This window comes from Nocardia sp. alder85J, from assembly GCF_020176955.2.
GTDB lineage: Bacteria > Actinomycetota > Actinomycetes > Mycobacteriales > Mycobacteriaceae > Nocardia.
In genome coordinates this window covers 1,224,590-1,242,114 of sequence record NZ_JAIUCZ020000001.1, presented here as the reverse complement: position 1 = coordinate 1,242,114, position 17,525 = coordinate 1,224,590, and the positions used below count along the sequence as shown (strand labels likewise).

General features: G+C 71.4%; 17 protein-coding genes. 7 read left to right on the top strand and 10 right to left on the bottom strand.

What is annotated here, in order from left to right; all coding sequences use genetic code 11:
• Positions 1-77 precede the first annotated feature (77 nt).
• Together LBW94_RS05800 and LBW94_RS05795 are read right to left on the bottom strand one after the other, a co-directional pair.
• Positions 78-1,319: a KasA/KasB family beta-ketoacyl-ACP synthase gene (locus tag LBW94_RS05800; protein WP_225062474.1), complete on the bottom strand. Its 1,242-nt coding sequence runs from the start codon at positions 1,317-1,319 to the stop codon at positions 78-80.
• A 64-nt stretch (positions 1,320-1,383) separates the two neighbouring features.
• Positions 1,384-2,238, bottom strand: a complete 855-nt coding sequence (locus tag LBW94_RS05795) for a glycoside hydrolase domain-containing protein (RefSeq protein ID WP_225062473.1) — start codon at positions 2,236-2,238, stop codon at positions 1,384-1,386.
• Between the two features lie 300 nt (positions 2,239-2,538).
• On the opposite strand from LBW94_RS05795, the gene LBW94_RS05790 reads away from it, so the two are divergent.
• The gene (locus LBW94_RS05790; protein ID WP_225062472.1) at positions 2,539-3,129 is read left to right on the top strand and encodes a TetR/AcrR family transcriptional regulator; all 591 of its coding nucleotides are present in this window, start codon (positions 2,539-2,541) and stop codon (positions 3,127-3,129) included.
• A 26-nt stretch (positions 3,130-3,155) separates the two neighbouring features.
• Positions 3,156-3,596: an SRPBCC domain-containing protein gene (locus LBW94_RS05785; RefSeq protein WP_225062471.1), complete on the top strand. Its 441-nt coding sequence runs from the start codon at positions 3,156-3,158 to the stop codon at positions 3,594-3,596.
• A gap of 9 nt (positions 3,597-3,605) precedes the next feature.
• Here LBW94_RS05785 and LBW94_RS05780 read toward each other — a convergent pair whose 3' ends face one another.
• Positions 3,606-4,373 (bottom strand): ArsR/SmtB family transcription factor, encoded by a 768-nt coding sequence (locus LBW94_RS05780; protein ID WP_225062470.1) that lies wholly within the window; start codon positions 4,371-4,373, stop codon positions 3,606-3,608.
• Positions 4,374-4,870: 497 nt separating this feature from the next.
• Between LBW94_RS05780 and LBW94_RS05775 the strand changes: the two genes are divergently transcribed.
• Positions 4,871-6,229, top strand: a complete 1,359-nt coding sequence (locus LBW94_RS05775) for an MFS transporter (RefSeq protein WP_255635297.1) — start codon at positions 4,871-4,873, stop codon at positions 6,227-6,229.
• Between the two features lie 326 nt (positions 6,230-6,555).
• Positions 6,556-7,755, top strand: a complete 1,200-nt coding sequence (locus LBW94_RS05770) for a glycosyltransferase (protein WP_225062469.1) — start codon at positions 6,556-6,558, stop codon at positions 7,753-7,755.
• On the opposite strand, the gene LBW94_RS05765 is transcribed toward LBW94_RS05770, so the two are convergent.
• Positions 7,727-7,852: a hypothetical protein gene (locus LBW94_RS05765; RefSeq protein WP_255635296.1), complete on the bottom strand. Its 126-nt coding sequence runs from the start codon at positions 7,850-7,852 to the stop codon at positions 7,727-7,729. The two genes, LBW94_RS05770 and LBW94_RS05765, sit on opposite strands and share 29 nt — an antisense overlap.
• A gap of 216 nt (positions 7,853-8,068) precedes the next feature.
• Positions 8,069-9,568 carry an MFS transporter gene (locus tag LBW94_RS05760; RefSeq protein WP_225062468.1) on the bottom strand — a complete coding sequence of 500 codons (1,500 nt, stop codon included), beginning with the start codon at positions 9,566-9,568 and terminating at the stop codon, positions 8,069-8,071.
• 64 nt (positions 9,569-9,632) lie between these two features.
• On the opposite strand from LBW94_RS05760, the gene LBW94_RS05755 reads away from it, so the two are divergent.
• Positions 9,633-10,073 carry an NUDIX hydrolase gene (locus tag LBW94_RS05755; protein WP_225062467.1) on the top strand — a complete coding sequence of 147 codons (441 nt, stop codon included), beginning with the start codon at positions 9,633-9,635 and terminating at the stop codon, positions 10,071-10,073.
• On the opposite strand, the gene dinB is transcribed toward LBW94_RS05755, so the two are convergent.
• The 4 genes from dinB to LBW94_RS05735 form a co-directional block, all read right to left on the bottom strand.
• Positions 10,059-11,282 carry a DNA polymerase IV gene (gene dinB, locus LBW94_RS05750; protein ID WP_225062466.1) on the bottom strand — a complete coding sequence of 408 codons (1,224 nt, stop codon included), beginning with the start codon at positions 11,280-11,282 and terminating at the stop codon, positions 10,059-10,061. The genes LBW94_RS05755 and dinB overlap by 15 nt on opposite strands.
• A gap of 208 nt (positions 11,283-11,490) precedes the next feature.
• Positions 11,491-12,945 (bottom strand): amidase, encoded by a 1,455-nt coding sequence (locus tag LBW94_RS05745; RefSeq protein WP_225062465.1) that lies wholly within the window; start codon positions 12,943-12,945, stop codon positions 11,491-11,493.
• Positions 12,942-14,270, bottom strand: coding sequence for a purine-cytosine permease family protein (locus LBW94_RS05740; RefSeq protein WP_225062464.1), 1,329 nt, complete (start codon positions 14,268-14,270; stop codon positions 12,942-12,944). Before LBW94_RS05740 ends, LBW94_RS05745 begins: the two co-directional genes overlap by 4 nt.
• A gap of 38 nt (positions 14,271-14,308) precedes the next feature.
• Positions 14,309-14,848: a GAF domain-containing protein gene (locus LBW94_RS05735; RefSeq protein ID WP_225062463.1), complete on the bottom strand. Its 540-nt coding sequence runs from the start codon at positions 14,846-14,848 to the stop codon at positions 14,309-14,311.
• A 214-nt stretch (positions 14,849-15,062) separates the two neighbouring features.
• Here LBW94_RS05735 and LBW94_RS05730 point away from each other — a divergent pair, with 214 nt between their 5' ends.
• Both LBW94_RS05730 and LBW94_RS05725 read left to right on the top strand, forming a co-directional pair.
• Entirely contained in the window at positions 15,063-15,332 is a 270-nt protein-coding gene (locus LBW94_RS05730; RefSeq protein ID WP_225062462.1) for a hypothetical protein, read from the top strand.
• A gap of 124 nt (positions 15,333-15,456) precedes the next feature.
• Positions 15,457-16,731 (top strand): lipoprotein LpqH, encoded by a 1,275-nt coding sequence (locus LBW94_RS05725; RefSeq protein WP_225062461.1) that lies wholly within the window; start codon positions 15,457-15,459, stop codon positions 16,729-16,731.
• 142 nt (positions 16,732-16,873) lie between these two features.
• Here the strand turns inward: LBW94_RS05725 and LBW94_RS05720 are convergent, their stop codons facing one another.
• A complete protein-coding gene (locus tag LBW94_RS05720; RefSeq protein ID WP_225062460.1) occupies positions 16,874-17,455 on the bottom strand; it encodes a TetR/AcrR family transcriptional regulator in 582 nt (193 codons plus the stop codon).
• Between the last annotated feature and the right edge of the window lie 70 nt (positions 17,456-17,525).

Here is a 17,525-nt window from a genome sequence, read left to right as displayed (position 1 = left end):
CCTCAGGAAACCGTATCGAATCGCACGGTCACGGCCGCCACCAGGTTTATGTTCACCGCGATCGTGACGCCGCCGGATCAGGCGCGGCCGAAAGCCAGCGTGACGTTGTGGCCGCCGAATCCGAACGAGTTGCTCAGCGCGTGCTCGAGCCGTTGCGGCCGGGCCGTGCCGTGCACGATGTCCAGTTCGACCGCCGGATCCGGGCGCTCGAAGTTGAGGGTCGGCGGGACCAGCTGATCGCGCAGCGTGCACAGCGTGAGGATCGCCTCCAGCGCGCCGACCGCGCCGATCGAATGCCCCAGTGCCGATTTCGGCGCGTACACGCTGGCGTCGGGGGTGACGGCGGCGATGGCGTTGGCCTCCGACGCGTCGCCGACCTGGGTGGCGGTGGCGTGCGCGTTCACGTGCCCGATGTCGGCCCGGGTCAGCCCGGCGGTGTCGATCGCCTTCCGCATCGCCCGCGCGGCCCCGGCGCCCGCCGGCTCGGATCCGGTGATGTGATAGCCGTCGGAGGTGATTCCGGCGCCGAGCAACCGGCCGTGCACGGTGGCGCCGCGCGCGGCCGCGAACTCCGCGGACTCCAGCACCAGCAGCGCCCCGGCCTCGCCGAAGACGAAGCCGTCCCGGTCCCGGTCGAAGGGCCGGGAGGCGCGGGCCGGGTCGTCGTTGCGGGTGCTCATCGCGCGCATCATCGCGAAGCTGGCGATGGGCACCGCCTCGATGAATCCCTCGACGCCACCGGCGATCACCACGTCGGCCTCGCCGGTGGCGATCAGCCGCCACGCGTGCGCGAGGGCCTCCGCACCGGAGGAGCACGCGGAGGTCGGCGCGTACACGCCTGCCTTGGCACCGAATTCGAGCCCGACCCGGGCGGCGGGCCCGTTCGGCATGACCATCGGCACCGTCAGCGGTGGCACCGTGCGGTAGCCGCCGGTGCGCATGGCGTCGACCGCCGTGACGAACGCGTCGCCACCGCCGAGCCCGGTGCCGATCGCCACCGCCAGCCGCTCGCCGTCCACCTCGGGGGCGCCGGCGTCGGCCCACACCTGCCGGCCCAGTACCAGCGCCAGTTGCTGGACGAACGAGTGCCGCCGCTGCTCGACCCGGGTGAGCCGATCCCCCGGCGGCTGTTTCAGTTTGCCGCCGATGCGCACCGGCAGATCGTATTCGGCGACGAATTCGTCCTCCAGCACCCCGATTCCGCTCTGCCCGTCGAGCAGCCCCGCCCAGGTCGCGGCGAGATCGGCCGCCAGCGAGGTGGTGGCGGCCATCCCGGTCACGACGACACCGCGCGTTTGTGAAGCAGTCGTTACACCCATGCGGTCCAGGGATACCTGTACCAACCGCTACAGTCAAGCCGCGCGCGGGATCTCGCCGCGCAACCTACATCTCCTGGCTCGGGTCGAAGCCCGGCAGTTTCAGGGCCTGGCCGATCTCCGCGATCGCGCCGACGATGGTGCGGCCGCCGAGGGCGGGGTGGCCGGTCATCTTCTGGTCGGGCGGCAGGCTCGACCGCGAGCCGGGCCCGCCGATCCCGTCGACGGTGAGATCGGCGTGGAAGCTGATCCACTTGAGTATGTCGCCGACCGACACCGGATTGCCGTATGCGTCTGTCAGTGTGTCCGTCAACTGCATGTCGCCTCCCTTGCCGAATACCGACCATTGCCCGAAATCGTCTGTGTGAGCCTCGTTTTCGTCGCACTCCACGCCACCGACCCAGACGAAGCCGATGCGCTGGTACAGATTGACGCGGGAGTCGATGTTGCCACCGGACCAGGCGCCGGTCTGCCATGCCCAGGCCGCCGTGCCGTTGTCCAGCGCCCGTGAGACCGGCCAATAGCCGCCGTAGATACCGACATTCGCGGGCTGCAACACGGTGCCGGCGCCGCGCAGATACGCGTCGATCGGGACCTGTTGCGCGGGTGTGGCGTCGAAGTCGGCGGAGAAGTAGACGGGACGGCCCGCGCTGCCGCCGCACGCGAGTACCTGTGCGAGTGCGGCTTCCGCGTCGTGGGCGCCGGCGTCGTAGCCGTCGAGCATCCGGGTCGCGGTGGTCTCCCAGTTGCCGACGATATCGATGTGGTTGGCGCGCAGATCATCCGCCTCGGCGGGGGTGAGCAGTTTGCCGGGGAGCCCGGGGCCGCCGTCGCTGAGATAGCGGACCACGAACGTGTATCCGGCGGCGGCGATCGCGGCGCCGCCGGGTCGGCCACCGGCATAGTCGAGTCCCAGCCGCATACCGGCCTCCTTCGATGGGGTGGGAGAGGCAGCGGCGGCCGGGGCGCACGCCGGGTGTCCGTCAGCCGACACGGCGTGATCGCGGCAGGATTCGAGAGACGGGTGGCCGCCACTGATGCAGTAGTTCTTTTTTGGTTACCGCAGAGCTGGCCGGCGGACGACGCTGTTGCTGCTGAACCCTACAGCTGTTGATCCCTACAGCGTTGTCGGCGAACCGAAGTCGAGCTGACCCCAGTGTAGCCCATCCGGACCGACCACCGGCGTGTTTCGGCTGGTGACGCGCTTGGTTAGAGTCGACCGGTGCCCCGACCACTCGATCATGCCCGCCGAGCCGAACTGCTGTCCGGCGTCATCGCGTACCTCGCCGAGTACGGTCTCACCGAGTTGTCGTTGCGGCCGCTGGCCGAGTACCTGGGTACGAGTTCCCGCATGCTCATCCACTACTTCGGGACCAAGGAGCAGATGCTGATCGCCGCGCTGGAGACGCAACGGCCCGATATCGCCGGGATGTTCTCCGGCGTACCGGATCTGGACGCGCTCCGGCGAGCGTTGTCCGAATCGTTCTGTGTGAACACCACTTCCGGCTGGATCGCCGGCACCCGGGTGCTGTTGCAGGTGCTCGGCGTCGCCTCGGTGCCGGGCAGCCCGTTCCGCGGATACGCCGAGGACGCGGTGCACGTCCTGGTCGACACGCTCACCGCCACGCTGTCGCGCTTCCACCCCACGGTCGCCGACCCGGAGGCGACCGCCACGGTACTGATCTCCGGCATCCGCGGCCTGCTCCAGGACCGCCTGGTCACCGGGGACGATGCCCGGGTGGACGCCGCGGCCCGGCTGCTGATCGCCCGGGTGCTCACTGCCGACGCGCCGCCGGCCGCGGCGGGCAAATAGAACATGTTTCAGTTAGGGTGACCGGCATGGGATTTGTGATCGACGAGAGCGTCGAGATCGGGGCGAGCGCCGACGTGGTGTGGGGTGTGCTCACCGACTTCGCCGCCTACGGCGAGTGGAATCCGTTCGTCCTGGAGTGCCGGACCACGCTGCGTCCCGGCGAGCCGATCGACATGCTGGTGCAACTGACCGGGCCGCATCCGCGCCGGCAGCGCGAGTTCATCCGATCACACACGCCCGGAACGGAATTCGCCTACACCATGAAGCCGGTCCCGGCCGGCGCGCTGCACAGCCTGCGCACCCAGCGGCTCACCCCGATCGACGACGAACACTGCCGCTACACCTCCCACTTCGAGCTGAACGGCTGGCTGCGCCCGGTGGTGTCCGCGGCCCTGGGCGCGGCGATGCGGCGCGGATTCGCCGGGATGACCGCCGGACTGCGGGAACGAGCCGAGAAACTGGCCTGAGCGCCCCGATCAGGCGGCGAGGTCGACCCCCAGGATCCGATCCAGCGCCCGTGCGCCGCCGTCCGTCAGCCGCAGCGTGCGCCGGGAATCCTGCCGGGTCACCCATCCCGCCGACTCCATCCGGGTCAGCACCGCCGCCCCCAGGGCCCCGCTGAGATGGTGCTGCTGTTCGCTCCAATCCACACAGAAGCGCAGCAGCGGTCGCCGCCGACCGCGCACCTCGGCCAGATCGACCCCGAGTTCCTCGAAGACCGGCCCGGCCGCCGGCCCCAGCCGATAGGGATGCTCGGCCAGCGGTGCCGAGATCGGATCCCCTTCCGCCCGTTCGATTCCCGTCAGCCCGTCGACCCGGACCAGCGCCTGCCTCGCCAGCAATGCGGCCGTCACCGCGACCCCCAGCCGCCCGGCGAGATGGTCGTAACAACTGCGGGCGTGGCGCAGTGCCGCGGCCCGGGTCGACTCGCGCAACGACCGCACCGGCAGCACCGGGGCCAGCACCGCCATCGCCTCGATCACGGTCCCCACCTCCGCACTGGCCAGCCGGTAGTACCGATGCCGCCCCGACCGCTCCACCACCAGCAACCCGCCTCCGACCAGCCGAGTCAGATGTTCGCTCGCCGTCGACGCCGCCACCCCAGCCTCTGCGGCCAGCACCGAGGCGGGCAGCGCCCGCCCGTCGGCCAGCGCCGCCAGTACCCGGGCCCGCGTCGGATCCGCCAGCAGCGACCCGACCGCGGCGATATCGGCATATCCGTGCGGACTTCGATGATCGGACATACTCCGAGTCTGCCCCCGAAACATTTCGGCGCCCACCGAAATGTTGTCGTGGGCTGGATCGGCGGCGGCAACCCGGCCACGGCGGCCGACACCGCTGTCGCGCAGGTGGCTGCTCCGGCGTGGCCCTGATGCGAGGTGGCCCCGGGCCACCGCTGCCGAGGGCCTGCGGGATCCGGAGGAGTCGCGTGCACCGGTCGGTGCGGGGCGGGGTGGCGCAGCGGCGACGCGCGGTCGTCGGCGGGCACCGGCCGACTTCGGGCGATACGGCAGCAGGTGGCGGGGACCGACGGCAGCAGCCCGCCGCCGACTGATCGGCGGCGTGGCGGTCGCCGCACCGATCATCTTGTCCGGCACGGTAATCGGCTGCGACGCGGCATGCGTGCGGTCATGTTTCGGCCGGGGCCGAAGCGTTTCGGGGCAACACTGCGAGCATGATTTCCTCGATTTCACGGAGAACGCCGTCGCGGCATCGCGTGCTGGCGGTGATGTGCGCCGGGATGTTTTTGGTCCTGCTCGATGTCACCATCGTCAATGTCGCGCTGCCCGGGATCGGGCGCGGGCTGCACGCCGGGGTGGCGACGCTGCAATGGGTGGTGGACGGGTATGTGGTGGCCATCGCCGGGCTGCTGCTCGCCGGTGGCACGCTCGGTGACCGGTTCGGGCACCGGCGGGTGTTGCTCGCCGGATTCGCGTTGTTCGGGGTCGCGTCGCTGGCGTGCGCGCTCGCGCCGACGGTGACGGTGCTGGTCGGCGGGCGGGTGGTGCAGGGGGTCGGTGGGGCGCTGCTGCTGCCGAGCACCATGGCGGTGATCGTCGACGTGTTCCCGGAGCGCGGCGAGCAGGCGCGGGCGCTGGGGACCTGGGCCGCCTTCTCCTCGCTGGCGCTGCCCGCGGGGCCGGTGCTGGGTGGGCTGCTGGTGGGGTGGTTCGGCTGGCGGCCGGTGTTCTGGATCAACGTGCCGCTCACCGGGATCGCGATCGCCGCGGCGCTGTGGGCGGTGCCGGATCGGCGCGGGGATCGGCGTGGCCGGCTGGATGTGCTGGGGCTGGCCGGGTTCGTGGCAGGGCTCAGCGGGCTGGTCTGCACCGTGATCGCCGCCGGGCACGGTGCGGGGGCGGGTGTCCTGGCGCCGGTCGGCGGGGGCGCGGTGGCGGCGCTGGCGGTGGCCGGGTGGTCCGCCGGGCGCAGCGAGAATCCGATTCTGCCGCTGGATCTGTTGCGCCGCCGGGCTTTTCTGAGTCCCAATCTGGTGGCGCTGACCGGCAACCTGATCTTCAACGGCATCTTGTTCGTCGGCACGCTGTACCTCCAGGATGTGCGCGGGCTGTCCCCGGCGGCCGCGGGAGTCGCGGTGCTGCCGTTGGCGGTTCCGCTGGTCGTGCTCGCGCCGGTGGCGGGGCGCTGCACCGCCCGCTGGGGTGCGCGCGGGGTGGTGAGCGCCGGATGTGGCTGTGCCGCACTGGGTTCGCTGCTGCTGCTCGGCGCCGCGCGCACGTCCGGATTCGGTTGGCTGCTGGGCGGATTCGTGCTGCTGGGCGTCGGCGCCGGGCTGATCACGGCGTCGGTGGTGGCCGCGGTGGTGGCGGCCGCGCCGCCGGGCCGGTCCGGGCTGGCTACCGGTGTGTCGAACACCGCCCGGCAGATCGGCACCGCCAGCGGCGTCGCGATCTTCGGGGCGGTGGCCGGTGCGCCGTCGGGGCCGCATTTCGTGTCCGGACTGCACCTCCTCGCTCTCGCGGCCGCCGCTGCCTGGCTGGCCGCGCTCGCCGTCACCCGTTACGGCATCGCCGCGCCGGGTGAGGTGCCGCGGGAACCAGTGCGAATGCCGTCCGGAACAGCTGCCGCACCGAAATGAGCGCGATATCCGTATCGGAATTGCCCGGGACTTTCGAGCCCGGGTGATTCGCGGTCGACGACCGGGAATCGAATGGGTGACGGGTGTGCGTCGCGCGGCCGAATGTCCGAATTTCGCACGGCATTCGGAATGCGGCCGGCGGCCGGCGGCGGCACAATTGCCTGGCGCCGAGTGGATATCTGTCCCGTTTCAACATATCGGGTGGGGTGCGCTTGCCACAATCCCCCGTCCATGGTGCAGAATCGCAGGTCGCGAGGTTGTCGGACGCACGGTCTCGCGGACATTCCCGGGCTGCTGCGACCCGGCCGGGATGAGGAGGACATGCGATGCGAACGGTGTTGTCGACGGTGGGCTCGCGCGGTGAGGTGCAGCCGATGCTGGCCCTGGCCACGCGGCTGCGGGATCACGATCATCGGATCCGGGTGTGCGCGCCGCCGGATTTCCGGCAGTTCGTCGAACGGGCCGGATTCGAGTTCGTGCCGCTGGGCCCGGAACTGCGGCCGATCCTCGGCGCTGCCGGCCGGCCGTCGGCCGAGGCGCTGCGCCGGACCATCCCGGACACCGTCGCCGGGCAGTTCGAGACTCTGGAACAGGCCACCGCCGACGCCGACCTGCTCGTCGGCTGCGGCGCATTGCAGATCGCCGCCCCGTCGATCGCCGAGATGCGCCGCATTCCCTACACTTTCGCGTGCTACTGCCCGATCACACTGCCCTCGCCGCAGCACGCGCCGATCCCGATGCCCGGCCCGCCCGCCGACGCCACGGCCGACAATCGCACCCGCTGGACCCGGGACGCGCGGCGCTGGAACGAGATCTGGCGCACTCCGCTGGACTCCCAGCGTGCCGCACGGGGATTGGCGCCGGTGCCGAACGTCCGCGACCACGTCCTCACCGCCCGCCCGCTGCTGGCCGCCGATCCGCTGCTGGGCCCGTGGCCGGCGCCGTCGGAACTGGCCGTGACCGCCACCGGCGCCTGGATCCTGCCCGACGACACCCCGTTACCCGCGGAACTGCTGCGCTTCCTGGACGCGGGCGAGCCACCGGTATTCCTCGGCTTCGGCAGTACCATCGGCACCCGCGCCGACGGCCACACCCTGGCGGCGGCGGTGCGCGCGCTCGGCCGCCGGGCCGTGGTGTCGCGCGGCTGGGCCGACCTCGGCGCAGCGGACGATCCGGACACCCTGCTGATCGGCGAGGTGAACCAGCAGGCGCTGTTCACCCGGGTCGCCGCGGTGCTGCACCACGGCGGCGCCGGCACCACGACGACGGCCGCCCGCGCCGGCGCCCCCCAGGTGGTGGTCCCGCACACCTACGATCAGCCCTACTGGGCCCAACGGGTGCAGGACCTCGGCATCGGCGTCGCCCACCCCGCCGAACCGACCGTCGAATCACTCACCGCGGCCCTGGCCCACGCCCTCTCACCCACCATCACCGCCCGCGCCCGCACCCTCGCCCCACAGATCCACACCGACGGCGCCGAGATCGCCGCCCGCTACCTCACCGACCGAGCGCCGGCGCGGGCCTGAACCCGGCCGCACCCGGTCCCCGCACCACCAGCGCGAACGACTGCCGCTCGAACACCGCGGCCGCCGCCTCGGCGATCTGCGCCCGGTTGGCGCTCACGTCGCGGCTCCGCCGCGGCGTCCCGGTCACCGGATCGGCCGAATTGCTCGCTGCCGCACCGCGACCGGTGATCGGCAATCCACCGCCGGGCCGCCACGCCTGTCGCGGGGCGACACCTGTTCCGCTGGTGCCGAGCCGGTTGCTGCGCGAATGCCTCGCATTGCGAACCGGCCAGCGGGGCCCGGCGAAAGCGGCTGTGGCCGAAACGGTTCGGGCTCAGCTCTCGCCCGGTACCCGGTCCAGCGGCGGCGCCCCCACGGCGCAATGTGTCTTGCATTGCGGGGTGAGGCTTTTCGGCACGGCTCGTAGTGCGTCGTCGGAGACCGTGAATACGGTGAGTACCGCGCCGGCCAGCATCGCCACCGCGCAGAACAGCAGGGATCTGTGCAGGCCGGAGGCGAAGAGGGCGGGGTCGGTATAGGCCTCGCCGCCCAGTCCGGCCAGGGGTGGGATCGCGGCCACCGCGAGCAGGCCGGCGGCGCGGGCGACCGCGTTGTTGACGCCGCTGGCGATGCCTGCGTGGCGGGGGTCCGCCGAGGCCAGCACCGTCGCGGTCAGGGGTGCGACCATCGCCGAGAGGCCGAGGCCGAAGACCGCCACCGCGGGCAGCACCGTGCCGAAGTAGCTCGAAGTCCGGCCGACCCGCAGCATCAGCAGCATTCCGGCGGCGGCGACCACCAGGCCGACGGTCATCGGGATGCGGGGGCCGATCCGCTGGGCCAGCGCGCCGGCGGGTGCGGACAGGGCCAGCATGATCACGGTGACCGGCAACATCGCGGTGCCCGCGACTATCGGCGAGAATCCGGACACCACTTGCAGGGCGAGTACCAGCAGGAAGAACACCACGCCCATGGCCCCGTACACCACGAAGGTCACCGCGTTCACCGCGGTGAACTGCCGCGACCGGAACACCTGAACCGGCAGCATCGCCTGCGGCCCGGCCGCATCGTGCGAGCGACGCCGCTCGACCAGCACGAACCACGCCGCGGCCGCGATCCCCGCCACCGCGGTGGCCACCACCAGCGGCCGGTTCGCATTGTGCGTCGGCGCCTCGGTGAGCGCGTAGGTGACCCCGGCCAGAGCGGCCGCCGCGAGGACCGCGCCGAGCACGTCGAAACGGCCGTGCGCGCTGTCGTCCGAGGTCTCCGGCACGTGCCGCACCGCGACCGCGACCACCAGCACCGCCAGCGGCAGATTCAGCAGGAACACCCAGCGCCACCCGGCCACGTCGACCAGCCAGCCGCCGAGGAACGGCCCCGCCGCCCCCGCGATGCCGCCCAGCCCGGACCAGGCCCCGACCGCGCGCGGCCGGTCGTCCGGGGTGAAGGACGCCTGGATGATAGCCAGCGCACCCGGGGTGAGCAGCGCGCCACCCACCCCCTGGAGCGCCCGCGCCGCCACCAGCATCGAAATGTCCTGCGCCGCCGCGCACAACGCCGACGACAGCGCGAACCACACCACCCCGATCACGAACACCCGACGCCGCCCGTACCGGTCGCCGAGCGACCCGCCCAGCAGCACGAACCCGGCCAGCGTCAGCGTGTAGGCGTTCACCGTCCATTGCAGGCCCGCCATGGACGCGCCGAACTCCCCGGCGATCCGGGGCAGTGCGACGTTCACGACGGTGGAATCCACCATCGCCATCCCGGACCCGAGCACGGTGGCCAGCAGGACCCACCGCCCGGCCGGAGAGGAGAGGCGAAGATCGGCGCTCATGCACGCATCGTCGCATCGGGCGGTGACATGTGGGCGCATTCCGTGGCGAGGGTAGGCTGCTGCGGTGCGCAGCCAACCCGCCGAGCGGCTCCTCGACACACCCGCCGAGCGGCTCATCGATACCGTGGCCTGGGTGCTGATCGCGGAGGGGCGCATCCTCTGCGCCCGCCCGCGCGGCAAGGACGTCTTCTACATCCCCGGCGGCAAACGCGAGGGCGGCGAATCGGATCCGGAGACGCTGCTGCGCGAGATCGACGAGGAGTTGACGGTGGCCCTGCTGCCGGAGACGGTCGCGCACGTCGGCACCTACGCCGCCGCCGTACCCGAGGCACCCGGTACGGTCGTGCGAATGGCCTGCTACACAGCCGATTTCGCCGGAACCCTGGCGCCCAGCAGCGAGATCGACGAGATCGCCTGGTTCACCTACGCCGACCGCGACCGGGTGCCCCCGGTGGACCGCATCCTCTTCGACGATCTGGTCGGCCGCGGCCTACTCCCCCGGTGAGCCGTTCCCGTCCGGCAGCACCGGCACCGACAACCCCTCGCCGCGCCCCAGCAGCGCCGCGCGGATGACGGTGCCCGCACCGTAGCGATCCCGCAATCGGTCCAGGGTGGCGTCGAGGGTGGCCGCCGGCCGCCCGCCCAGCGGCAGCGTGAGCTGTCCGGCGGCGGCAGCCTCCTCCAGATTGGTCAGCGACAGCCCGATCAGGGTCAGGCCACGTTCCCGGATCAGCGGCATCGCCTCGGCCAGCAGCGCGCGGGCCGTCCGCAGCAGCAGCGCGCCGCCGTCGGTGGCCTCGATCATGGTGTGCGAGCGGATCGCTCGGGTGAAATCGCCGAATCGCAAGCGCAGCACCACCGTTCGGCACCTCCGCCCCGCTCCGCGCAGCCGGTGACCGAGCCGATCGCTGAGACCGGCCAGATAGGCGTCGATCTCGCCCGCCGACCGCGGCCGCTGCCCCAGTGCGCGCTGGGCGCCGATCGACCGCCGTCGCCGGCCGGTGTCGACCCGCCGCGGATCCCGGGCCCAGGACAGGGCGTACAGGTGCCGCCCCGCCGCGGGCCCCAGCATCGACGTCAACGACCGTTCGCCCAGCGCGGCGAGTTCCCCGATCCGGGTGATGCCGTATTCGTGCAGCTTCGCGGCCGTGACGTCGCCGACGCCCCAGAGTCGTTCCACCGGGAGCGGGTGCAGGAAGTCCAGCTCCCGATCCGGCGGAACGACAAGCAGCCCATCGGGTTTCGCGACCGCGCTGGCGACCTTTGCGAGAAATTTGGTGCGTGCCACCCCCACCGAGATCGGCAGTCCGGCCTCCGCGCGCACCCGCTCCCGCAGCCCGTGTGCGATCGCCTCCGGCGTCCCCGCCAGCCGCCGCAACCCGTGCACGTCGAGGAACGCCTCGTCGATCGACAGCCCCTCGACCTCGGGCGTGGTGTCGCGGAAGATCTCGAACACCGCTCTGCTGGCCCGCGCGTACGCGGACATCCGCGGCGGCACCACGATCGCCTGCGGGCACAGCCGCAGCGCCTGCCGCGCATTCATCGGCGTCCGCACCCCCAGCGCCTTGGCCTCGTAACTGGCCGCCAGCACGACCCCCGCACCCACGATCACCGGCCGCCCCCGCAGCCGGGGATCGTCGCGCTGCTCCACCGACGCGTAGAACGAATCCAGATCGGCATGCAGGATCGCCGCCTCCGGCACCGCGTCAGTCATAGAACATATGTTCGCATACCCCGGGCATGCGACCTGGGCGACCGACGTGTTCTGGCGCCGGTGTCACATGGGCGGTCCTGCCGCACTGCGGGCACTGCACCAGCATGTCGTCCTCGAAGTCCACCAGCTTGCGGCGGTCGTCGAAGAACCGTTCCGAGTGCATGCGCTGCGTATGCGGCACACCGCCTGGCGTGTCCTCCCCACAGCGTCACGACGATCGCACCCGCCGTTCCCGCGGCAGCCCGGCCGGTTGGGTCCACATGCCCGAGTCGCGTGCCGCGCGTTCGTAGGCCGCGGCGGCGGCCAGTACGGTGGCGTCGCCGAGGTGCGGGCCGATCAGCTGGATCCCCACCGGCAGGCCCGCGGCGGTGGTTCCCGCCGGCAGGCTGACGGCGGGCTGGCCGGTCAGGTTGGCGATGGGGGTGAATCCCTGCCAGGCGGTGGGTGTCACCTCGCGGTCGTCGATGCGGGCCGGGCCCTCGATGCCGAGTTCGAAGGCGGGGACGGCGCTGGTGGGGCTGAGGATCAGGTCGAAACGCCGCATCTGCGTGACCATGTCGTTGACGACCTGCTTGCGCATCAGCAGAGCCTGCGTGAAATCCTCTGCGGTCCAGTCGTGGCGGAGCATTCGGACCAGGTGCCCGGACATCCGGTCACCGAGTTCGGTGGCCATCGCCCGCATTCCGACCAGGTCGGTCTCGGACATGATGAGGGCGGTGAAATGTGGCGCCGGATCCGGCCACGTGGGCACGAAATATTCGACGTGGGCGCCGAGTTCGGCGGCGAACAGGGCGGCGGCGCGGTCGGCGGCGGCCCGCACCTCCGGATCCACGGCCAGGTAGCCGTAGTCGGGGGTGTATCCGATGCGCAGCCCGCGCGGACCGGGATCGGTTGTCGTGGTGAGCCAGTCGACGTCACCGCCCGGGACGGTGTGCCGGTCGCGGGGATCGGGCCCGGCCAGCGCGTGCATCACGAAGGCGATGTCGGCGACGGTGGTCGCCAGCGGGCCGATGTGTTCGATGCTCTCCCAGCCGGATACACCGGGATAGCGGTGATCGCGGCAGCCCGGGTACACCGGCACCCGGCCCATCGACGGTTTGAAACCGACCAGGCCGGTGAGCGCGGCCGGGATCCGGATCGAACCGCCGCCGTCACTGCCCAGGGCGAAGGGAACGATGCCCGCCGCGACCGCCGCCGCCGAACCGGCACTCGACCCGCCGGGGGTGCGGCGGTGATCCCACGGGTTGACGGTCTCGGGGAACAGTGGATTGCGGCCGGAGGCGCTGTAGCCGAATTCGCTGGCGTTGGTCTTGCCGAGGCTGACCGCACCGGCGCCGTCGAGCCGTTCGACCGAGATGTCGTCGGTGTCGGGGACGAAGTCCGCGTAGGCCACCGAGCCCGAGGTGGTGCGAATTCCCTTGGTGCAGAGCAGATCCTTGACGGCATAGGGAATGCCCGCCAGCGGGCCCGCGGTCCCGTCGCGCAGCTGCCGTTCGACCCGGCGCGCCCGTTCCCGGGCGATCTCCGGGGTCGGGGTGCAGAACGCGTGCAGCACCGGATCGGTGTCGGCCAGCCGGGCCAGGGCCGCCTCGACCAGCTCGGTCGGTGTCAGTTCGCCGGCGGCGACCAGCCGGGCCGATTCCACCGCGGTCGGGGCCGTCACGCCGCCACGCTCGAAACGGCCGCGGGCGCCGTCGTCCGCCGCGCCGCGGCGTACCGCCGGGCGGGTTCCAGTACCGCGTAAGCCACTGCGGCCGCGACGATTCCGACCAGCGAGTCGATCGATCCGGTCACCAGGTAGTGCGAGGCGGTGGCCGCCGCCGCGCCGAGCGCCCAGGCGGCGAACGCGGTGGGCCGGTAGGCGAGCGCGGCGATCGAATCGCGGCGCAGGACCAGCTGATCCATGATCAGCACCGCGCCGATCGGCGGCACGAAGATGCCCAGCAGGTTCAGCCAGTCGAGGAAAGAGGACCACACGCCGGTGGCCGCGACGATCAGGCCCACGACGCCGAGCACGATCGCGACCGTGCGCATCCGGAACTTCGTGATGCCCGACCAGCCGACCGCGCCGTTGTAGAGGCAGTGCGACGCCACCGAGCCGAGGTTGATGAAGACGAACACCACCGCGACGGCCGTCAGCGCGACACCGTGACCGGTGAGCAGATCCAGGAAGCCGCCACCGTCGGTGGCCGGGTCCTTGGAGCCGCCGACGGCGACCACCAGGCCGCCGATAGCGTAGGCGAGGAAGTTCGCCACCGGGAACGCGGTGAAGGTCGCCGCCACCGCGGAGCGTCCGCTGCTGGACCAGCGGGTGAAGTCCGCGGTCATGGTGCCGGAATCGGCGAATCCGGCGATCACGATGCTGACCGCCGCGCCGAACGACAATGTCGTCCCGGCCCCGTGATAGGAGACGATGTCGCCGAACGACATCGAGCCGTGCGAGGCCCCGAAGATCAGCGCGACGACGGCCAGCACGAGGAACAGCGGCGCGGCGATCATCCCCAGCCACGACAGCGCGCGGATCCCGACGATGGTGACCGCGGTGTAGAGCACGCCGCCGATGATCGCGGCCGCCACCGCCGACCAGCCCAGCGCGCCGCGCAATGTGGTTCCGGTGAGCCCGATCTGGAAGGAGAACCAGCCGAGCACCACGGTGGCGAGGAAGGCCGCCGCGATGATCCGGCCGCGGTCACCGAAGGTCGCCGCGGCCTGGAGCGAGAAGCTGCGCCCGGTACGGCCGGCGATGAAACTCAGGGCTCCGACATAGCCGAACAGCGCGAGATTGCCCAGCAGGATCGCGCTGAGCCCGGCCACCGTGCCCAGGTTGTAGACGATGACACCGCCGAATACGGTGTTGCCGAGGTTCATCGGGAATCCGAACCACACCGCCGCGATCGAGGAAAGACTGCGACGCGCCTGCATCGGTACCGGTTCGTGCTCGTACTCCTCGGTGAAATCCAGATGTACTTCGTGGGTGTTCGTCGACATGACATATCCTCGGTTACTCGATATTCGATATTCGGGGGTTATTCCGAGTACGAGAGCAGGTCCCCGATCCGCTCCGCGGCCGCGGTCACCGCCGCTCGATCCGCCTCGGACCAGGGACGTTCGGCCATGCTGTGCACCGACAGCCACGCCACCATCACGCCGTCACGAACGATCGGTGCGAGCATCTGCGCGCCGACCCCGTACACCTCGAGCAGCGCCTGCGGCGGATGCGGCGGCACCGAGAAATCCGGCTGCACCAACAGGGTGCGGTGCTGCTCGATCCAGCGCACGGTCTCCAGGTCGCGCTGCGGCAGACTCGCGTCCCGCCGGATGGATCGCACCCCGGCGGCACACGACTCGGCCGCACAGGTGGCCACCGAACAACCCGCCTCGGGCAGGTCGATCCGCAGCGTCGTGCGATCGGCGGCGGTCCCGGCCCGTAGCCCCTCGACCACCGCCTGCATCCGCGACAGCAGCGCACTCGCCCCGGCATCGACGAAATGTGCAGTGCCGCTGTCAGATACGGCCTCCGGTGTAGTCGGCGCCGTGCCCGGTCCCTCCCGGCCCGCTGTACTCATCTCCCACGCCTTCCGTCGGATCCGAACCCGATTTTGGGATCCCGTAATCAGGGTGGATTCGGGTGGCGGCGCTGTCAACAGAGGTGGTTTTGGGATCCCGTGTGTTAACGCGGAAGTATCATCGGATACGGCTGCGAGATACGTTCGAAACGTACCGGTACCATTGCGCGACACCGCGAGCCGTCGGCGGTACGGTCCCGGCTGGTTTCGATCCATGACCGAAACCCCACGCCTGCCCGGACTTTCGCTCGCCGATGCGGATCGGCTGGTGGACGCCGCGCTGGCGGTCGGCGACGAGCGCGGGTTCCCGCCGCTGGCCGTCGCCGTCCTCGATGTCGGCGGCGCGGTGATCGTCGTGCGCCAGGCCGACGACGGAATCGTGCTCGGCGCCATCCGAGCCTCCGGCGCGCACGCCGTCGAGGACGAGGAGGCGGTGCTGACCGCCGTCACGCGATGGCGCGAAGGCCGTTCCGGGACAGCGTGAATCCGCTGTCGGCAGGCCGAACGCGGCCGCCGTGACCCGACGGTGACCTCCGGCGGCGACGATTGTCGTGGACGCGGGCCCGCCGTGGGGTCACTCGTTCGCTGCGCAGAGGAGATTCGCCGCGATGTATTCCATCGGCCGTTCGACGGCGGTGCTCGCCGCCGTCGCGATGATCGCCGCGGTCGCGGCAACCGGTTGCGGGAGCAGGGATTCCGTGAAACCCGCGCTGCGGGCCGGCCCCCTCACCTCCACCGCGGGTGCCCCCGCCGCTACGTCCGCGCAACCGGCCGCGCTGCCGTTCACCGGCCTCACCGACCCGGGCGGAATCGCGGTGGACAAGGACGGCGACGTGTTCGTCAGCGATCGCGGTGGTGCCGCCGGCGGCCGGGTGCTCTGGCTGGCGGCCGGCTCCGGGAGCCCGGACATCCTGCCGTTCACCGGATCCGGGAGCATCGGCCCGATCGCCGCCACCGCGGGCACGCTGTACGTGTCCTACGGCCCGAAGGTGGTGAAGGTGGCCTCGGGCTCGGATGCGCCGACCACCTTGCCGTTCACCGGGATCGGGTCGATCGGCGGTGTGGCCGTCGACGGCGCGGGCACCGTCTACGTCACCGACACGCCCGGCAACCGGGTGCTGAAACTCGCGCCGGGTGCCGCCGCCCCGGCCGTGCTGCCCTTCCCCGGTCTGTCCGCGCCCGAGGGTGTCGCGGTGGACGCCGTCGGCAACGTCTACATCGCCGACCTGCGCCGGGTGCAGAAGCTCACCCCGGGCGCGACGGCCTCGACGGTGCTGCCGTTCCCCGGGCTCGCCGCGGCCCGCGCGGTGGCGGTCGACGCGAAGGGAACCGTCTACGTCGCCGACCGCGACAACGATCGGATACTGCGACTCGCCGCGGGCGCGACCACCGCGACGGTGGTTCCGTTCACCCACCTGTCGAAACCGGACCAGTTGGCCGTGGACACCGCCGGCGACATCTACGTGACCGCCGCCGACGCGGCCGTGCTGGAGCTACCGGCGGCCGCCGCGGCCACCGACGCGACACCGGCCGCCGTTACCACCCCGCAGGGAACCGCTCGGACCGTGGTCACGCTGAACGGTGTCGACCAGCACCCCGACGGCGCGGTCCACTGCGCCACCGCGAACGGCGCCGTCAGCATCCAGATCTCCGGCAGCCCGCTCGCCGCCGAGGTGACCGCCACCGATCCGCCACAGCCCCGGTCGGCGATCCTCGCCGTCCGCGACAGCCGGGGCGAATCATGGTGGTACCAGAAGGATGTCGTGGGCACCGCCGAGGTGGTGAAGACCGGCGACACCTACCGGATGACCGGCACCGCAGGCCTCGACGGCTCCCCTGCCACGACCGAGCCCTTCGAATTCACCGCCACCTGCCCGTCCTGATCGGGCCGCTCACCCGGCGCGGGCAGCGGCATACGCCGCGCGAGGTCACCGTCCCGCCGCCGAGCGGAACCGGCCAGGCTCGAATGCGTAATCTGTTGCCCGTCAACAGAATTCGACATCGCGGTCCGAATCGTGAGCGGGTTCACGCGGCCGGATCCGGGGCGTCACCCGCGGTCAGGGCGATCAGGCAGGGGCGGAGCACGTCGATGATGTGGTCCGGGTCGGCGTCGGCGAGTTCGTCGGATTTGACGAGGTGCCGGGACACCATGACGCCGAGGATGAGGGCGCTCACGACCGCGGCGCGCAGGTCGGCGTCGTCGGCGGGAATGGTGTGGGCGATCTGGTCCCGGTAGCGGGCCATGGCGGCGCCGGCGGCGGTGGCGGCCTCGGGGTTGGTCAGCATGGAGCGGAACATGCTCAAGGAGGCCACCGGTTCGTCGGTCAGCCGTTCGGCGAGGTTGGCGAGGATCTGCTCGGTGGCCTGTCCCGGCGCCGCGGCGACCTCGGGGCTCGGCGCGGCCTCGAGCACCCGCCGGAACAGTTCCTGCTTGGATCCGAAATAGTGCATGACCAGTCCGGCTTCCACACCCGCGGCCGCGGCGACGGCGCGGATGGTGGCGCGCTCGTACCCGTCGGCGAAGAAGACCTCGGCGGCCGCGGCGAGGATGCGCGCCTCGCTGCGTTGTCGCTGTTCGGCTCGTGAACCGGGCCGCGGGGTGGTCATCGGCTCATCCTACGCAGGTTGACCGCGCCTTCCTTTTGGTTGTACCGTCGTTCAATGAACAGTTGTTCAA